The organism is Mesorhizobium sp. M1A.F.Ca.IN.022.07.1.1, from assembly GCF_003997575.1.
In the GTDB taxonomy this organism is placed as follows: domain Bacteria; phylum Pseudomonadota; class Alphaproteobacteria; order Rhizobiales; family Rhizobiaceae; genus Mesorhizobium.
The window spans coordinates 1-5,238 of sequence record NZ_RZST01000375.1 but is presented as its reverse complement, the minus strand read 5'-3'; the positions used below and the strand labels follow the sequence as shown (position 1 = coordinate 5,238).

Here is a 5,238-nt window from a genome sequence, read left to right as displayed (position 1 = left end):
ATCCAAGACAACCGAAACAGTCCTCGATGTTGTTGAAGGCATGCAATTCGACCGTGGCTTCCTTTCCCCCTACTTTGTGACCGAGACCGGGAAGATGGAAGCGGTGCTGGAAGAAGCACTCGTGCTCATCGTCGAGAAGAAGATCTCCTCGCTAAACGACCTCATCAAACTGCTGGAGGCCGTGGCGAAATCAGGTTCGCCTTTGCTTGTGATCGCGGAGGATGTGGAGGGAGAAACATTGGCTACTCTCATCGTCAACCAGATCCGCGGCACCTTCAAGAACTGCGCCGTGAAGGCGCCGGGCTTTGGCGACCGTCGCAAGGCCATGCTGCAGGACATTGCCATCCTGACGGGAGGACAGGTCATTTCGGAAGACATCGGCCTCAAGCTCGAAAACGTGACGATGGCGCAGTTGGGGCGTGCCAAGCGTGTGGTTGTCGACAAGGACAATACCACGATCATCGGTGGCAACGGCGACCAGAAGGCCATCAAGGCTCGCGTCGAGCAAATCCGCCGAGAGATCAGCGATACCACCAGCGACTATGATCGAGAGAAGCTTCAGGAGCGGCTTGCCAAGCTCGCGGCCGGCGTGGCCGTCATCAAGGTCGGCGCGCCGACCGAGGCCGAAATGAAGTCCAAGAAGGAAGCGCTTGATGATGCCATCAGCGCCACCAAGGCTGCTGTTGCGGAGGGTATCGTGCCCGGTGGTGGCCTTGCCCTGCTGCGCTGCATCGGCGCGGTCACGGAGGAAGAAGCGCGTTGCGAACGTGACGAGCGCACCGGCGTTCAGATTCTCAAGCGCGCGCTGGAAATGCCCGTGCGCCAGATTGCCGAGAATTCGGCTGTCGACGGTGGGGTCGTCGTCGCGAGGATGACCGAAGGCAAGGGAAATTTCGGCTTCGACGCCGGCCGCAAGGAATATGTCGACCTGGTGGAGGCGGGCATCATCGATCCTACCAAGGTGTTGCGGATCGCGCTCGAGAATGCCGTCTCAGTCGCCAGTGTCCTGCTCCTCACGGAAGCGACCATGACCGAGATTCCGGAGCCGGCCAAGGAGTGCGCGCTTGAACCGGAAATGTCGATGTAGTCCGCACGAATGACGCTGAAAAACAGAACCGATAGGCAGAGTCACACCAACAGAACAGGAGTGAGCGATGGCAAAGAGAACGGACACGATCGAGGTCGGCATGGATCTGGCCGTCAGATGTCGCGTTATCGACACTTGGGAAGATGATCTGGGGGATCAGTGGGTTAAGGTGCTTATCGAGGGCCATGACACGCCGGTCAAATTAAAGGCGGTCCACTTCTATCCCTTCGATCGCGACATTGCGCCCGCCTAGTGTGTGAAATCAAGGCAAGCGCAGACCCGGAAGAACGAAGTCATTTCGCTCCGCCCAGCGGACTCTTCCCACGCTATGTCAGCGCTATTGCGTTGGCGGATCGGAGGCACGCATGCAAGCCCGCGAGCGACAGGCGGAAACCTCCACGGCACTGCCGCGGGGCCCGGTGTTCGTAGCCCGAGGACTGAGCAAAGTCTATGGCTCGGGCGACTCACGAGTGACAGAGCTGAAGGACGTCGATGTCGATATTCGGCAAGCCGAGTTCATCGTTCTTCTCGGGCCTTCCGGTTCGGGCAAGTCGACCCTTCTCAACATCCTTGGCGGATTGGACGCTCCAACGTCAGGCTCGGCAAAGTGGCGGGATCACCAGCTGACGGGAGCCGGCGACGAAGAGCTAACGACATACAGGCGCGAGCATGTCGGCTTCGTCTTCCAGTTCTACAATTTGATACCAAGCCTCAGCGTTGGGGAGAACGTACGGCTGATTGCACAAATCGCCGGCGATCCTATGGACCCCAAGGAAGCGCTCGAGCTCGTCGGATTGACGCATCGCGCACGCCACTTCCCATCGCAGTTGTCGGGCGGAGAGCAGCAGCGCTCGACGTGGACACCGGCCGGTTGGTTCTTGCAGCCATCGCCAAGGTGAACGCGGAACTCGGCACGACGACCGTTGTGATCACTCACAGCTCGGCAATCGCTGGAATGGCTGACCGCGTCTTGCGACTTAGTGGCGGGCGCATCGTCAAGGAAGAACCGAATCCGAACCGCATCCCCGCCGAGGACGTGCAATGGTGAACGTCCTCGACATCAAGGTACTGCGCGATCTCTGGTCGATGCGGCTTCAGGTTCTCAGCATCGCTATGCTTGTCGCCGCTGGCGTGGCCGTCTTCGTCATGTCGGTGTCGAATTACCGGGCGCTTGTGGGCGCCATGGAGAGCCACCACCGCAACGAACGCTTCGCCGACCTCTTTGCCGGCATGACGCGCGCGCCGTTGGTCATCGCAGACCGACTGCGTGAGATTGACGGGATCGGCATCGTCGAGCCGCGGATCGCGAAGCCGGTGCGGATAATACGCAAGGACACGAACCTGCCGATCTCGGGACGCGTCATCTCACTGCCGGCCACAGGCCAGCCTTTGCTCAATCGTCTCCATCTGCTGCAAGGGCGCTGGCCCGACCCCCCGCATCCGGAAGAAGTCGTCATCAACGCCGCCTACGCCGAGGCGCGTGCGGTGCGAATGGGAGAATCGATTGATGTGGTCCTCAACGGGCGGCTGCAGGGTTTTCGCGTCGTGGGTTCCGCCCTGTCGCCTGAGTTCGTCTTTGCCACCCGGAGCGCGGTGCCGCTTCCCGACGATCGGAACTTCGTCGTGCTGTGGGCCGCCGAGGATGCGGTGGCCAGTGCATTCGACATGAAAGGCGCGTTCAACGACGTGGCGATGGCGCTGGCCCCGACGGCAGGCACAATGCATGTCCTGGATGAGGTAGACCGCCTGCTTGCTCCCTACGGCGGCACGGGAGCCTACGATCGCAACGATCAGCCGTCGCATCGCTTTCTTGAGGACGAGTTGGCGGAGCAGGAAACCTTGAGCATCTTCATGCCGTCGGTCTTCTTCGGCATTGCGGCATTCCTGCTAAACGTTGTCATCGGCAGACTGGTCGAGGCGCAACGAGGCCAGATCGCATCACTCAAAGCGCTGGGTTTTGCAAACCGCACCATTGCGCTTCATTACTTCAAGTTGGTCACGGCCATTGCGTTGCTGGGATCGGCAATAGGCCTCGGCCTGGGGCGCTGGTTCGCAATTGGAGTCGTGGGAAGCTATCGCGCCTTCTTCCAGTTTCCGTCACTGGAGGCGCAGGTCGAGCCGTGGCTTCTCATTGTTGCGACGCTGGTCAGCGTCGTCGCCGCGAACCTTGCTGCTGCGACATCCGTGTATCGAATAGGTGTGCTTCCACCCGCCGAAGCGATGAGACCCGCAACGCCGCCGGCGCTGCAGACATTCGCGTGGCTCCAGACGATAGGGAGCCGCCTCATACCGCTGCAGTATGTCATTGCGGCCCGGACAACGCTGGGCAGGCCGATTAGGACGCTCTTATCGACCATCGGCATCGCCTTTGCCATTCCGCTTATCCTGTTCGGGCTCTGTTGGTTTGATGCCATCGATTACATGATCGATGTCAGCTTCAGCCGGATCGAGCGCGGCGACGCCTTTCTCACCTTTACCGGACCGGTTTCCGCGGATGCGCTCTACGAGTTGATGGCGCTCTCCGGGGTGCTGAAAGCTGAAGTCCAAAGAGTCGTTCCTGTCAGATTGCGTGCAGGGTACCGGAACTATCGCACGTCGGCCATCGGCCTCGATTCCGGGTCCGAGCTCAAGATTCCAAGAGACAAAGTGCTGCAGCCAATCTCCATTCCGGCAGATGGCATCATGCTGACCCGGCTGATCGCAAGCCAGCTCGATCTCCACGTCGGCGAGACTGTGTCGTTCGAGGTGCTCGAAGGCCCCAGACCGGTAAGAGAAGTCACCGTGCGCAGGATCTCTGACGACATTCTGGGATCATCGGTAACGATGGACCGCGATGCGCTCAATCGCGTGATGCAGGAGGGGTCAGTTGCAAACGCCGCGATCCTCAGGATTGACCCGGCTCAAACCGGTCTGGTCTGGTCCAGGATAAAGTCCATGCCGAAGATCGAGGGAAGCTCAGTCAAGGCTCTCTGGTTGGCGCTCTTCAACGAAACAATTGACGGAATGGTGCTGAGCGGCGCATTGATCGTGGCGGGATTCGGAATGCTTATCGATTGGAGTTGTCTACGACAGCGCGCGCATCGCACTACAGGAGCGCGCCTGGGAGCTTGCTAGCCTGCGCATCATCGGACTGACGCAACGGGAAGTGTCGGCGGTCATCATCAGCGAGCTTGCGGCCGAGCTTGTCGTGGCTATTCCCGTGGGACTGCTGCTCGGGCGGTACTTGATCGAGCTGATTCCCTCCGCGCGGGCGAGCCAGTCGTTTCAAATTCCTGCCGTGATCGATCCGAGCAGCTACGTCATAGCCTCGCTCCTGGTGATCGCGGCAGCTTTCGCCAGTTTCATCATGATCCGCCGAAGGATCGAGACGCTCGATCTGGTGGCCGTCCTGAAGACTCGAGACTAATCATGAAGCACCGGACAACGCCGATCGCCGGAGGATTGTCGGTAGCGTTGATCTCAGCATCTGGCCTCTATTGGCTTCTCATGCCGCAGCCGGTTCTTGTCGAGACCGCCAAGGTCGTAGCGGCAACGTTTCAGGACACGATCGAAGAAGACGGCCGCACGCGCGTGCGGGATCGCTATCTGATATCGGCGCCTTTATCGGGTCGCGTGCAGCGGCTGATGCTAAAGGCCGGCGATGTCGTACACACCGGGCAAAAACTGGCGACCATCACGCCGCCTGTTTCTCCTTTGCTGGATACACGCGTCCGGCAGGAACTCGAGGCGCAAGTGGGAGCCGCCGAGGCGGGACTCGAAGAGGCTGAAGCGCTTCACGAGCAGGCCAAGGTTCTCCTGGCTCAGGCTAGCGCGGATCTCGAGCGCACCCGGCAGCTTACCCAGCGCAATGTGGCGGCCGCAGCGCAATTGGAAAGAGAGGAAGCGCTGTTTCAGTCCGCAACCCGGCAGGCGGATGCCGCCGAGCGCCGCTCGCATGCCGCCACCCATATCCTGGAACAGGCTCGAGCGGCATTGCAATCCACTGGTGATCTCGACCCGGGCGAAAGTTTCCCGGTGGTGTCACCCATCGACGGACGCGTTATCAGGGTCGAACAGGAAAGTGAGAGCGTTGTCTCGCAGGCCGCCCCCTTGATCGAGCTAGGCGACCCGGGCGACCTCGAAGTCGCGGTTGATGTCTTGACGACTGATGC

At 60.4% G+C, this 5,238-nt stretch carries 5 protein-coding genes and 1 pseudogene; all 6 read left to right on the top strand.

The window, feature by feature from the left end:
* A partial coding sequence (groEL, locus tag EOA75_RS28180) for a chaperonin GroEL (protein WP_127325704.1) occupies nucleotides 1-1,087 on the top strand: 1,087 nt, incomplete at its 5' end.
* A 67-nt stretch (nucleotides 1,088-1,154) separates the two neighbouring features.
* Nucleotides 1,155-1,340, top strand: a complete 186-nt coding sequence (locus EOA75_RS28175; RefSeq protein ID WP_127325703.1) for a hypothetical protein — start codon at nucleotides 1,155-1,157, stop codon at nucleotides 1,338-1,340.
* A gap of 112 nt (nucleotides 1,341-1,452) precedes the next feature.
* Nucleotides 1,453-2,135: pseudogene (locus tag EOA75_RS28170) on the top strand (ABC transporter ATP-binding protein).
* Nucleotides 2,129-4,201, top strand: coding sequence for an ABC transporter permease (locus EOA75_RS28165; RefSeq protein WP_127325702.1), 2,073 nt, complete (start codon nucleotides 2,129-2,131; stop codon nucleotides 4,199-4,201). Before EOA75_RS28170 ends, EOA75_RS28165 begins: the two are co-directional and overlap by 7 nt.
* Entirely contained in the window at nucleotides 4,140-4,493 is a 354-nt protein-coding gene (locus EOA75_RS28160) for an FtsX-like permease family protein (RefSeq protein ID WP_127325701.1), read from the top strand. Before EOA75_RS28165 ends, EOA75_RS28160 begins: the two co-directional genes overlap by 62 nt.
* 2 nt (nucleotides 4,494-4,495) lie before the next feature.
* Nucleotides 4,496-5,238, top strand: a 743-nt coding sequence (locus EOA75_RS28155) for an HlyD family efflux transporter periplasmic adaptor subunit (protein WP_127325700.1), incomplete at its 3' end; no start/stop codon positions are given.

What these genes read in the sequence shown, in the direction of transcription:
- EOA75_RS28165 (WP_127325702.1), top strand. Translation starts at nt 2,129, where the DNA reads ATGGTGAACGTCCTCGACATCAAGGTACTGCGCGATCTCTGGTCGATG.
- EOA75_RS28175 (WP_127325703.1), top strand. Translation starts at nt 1,155, where the DNA reads ATGGCAAAGAGAACGGACACGATCGAGGTCGGCATGGATCTGGCCGTC.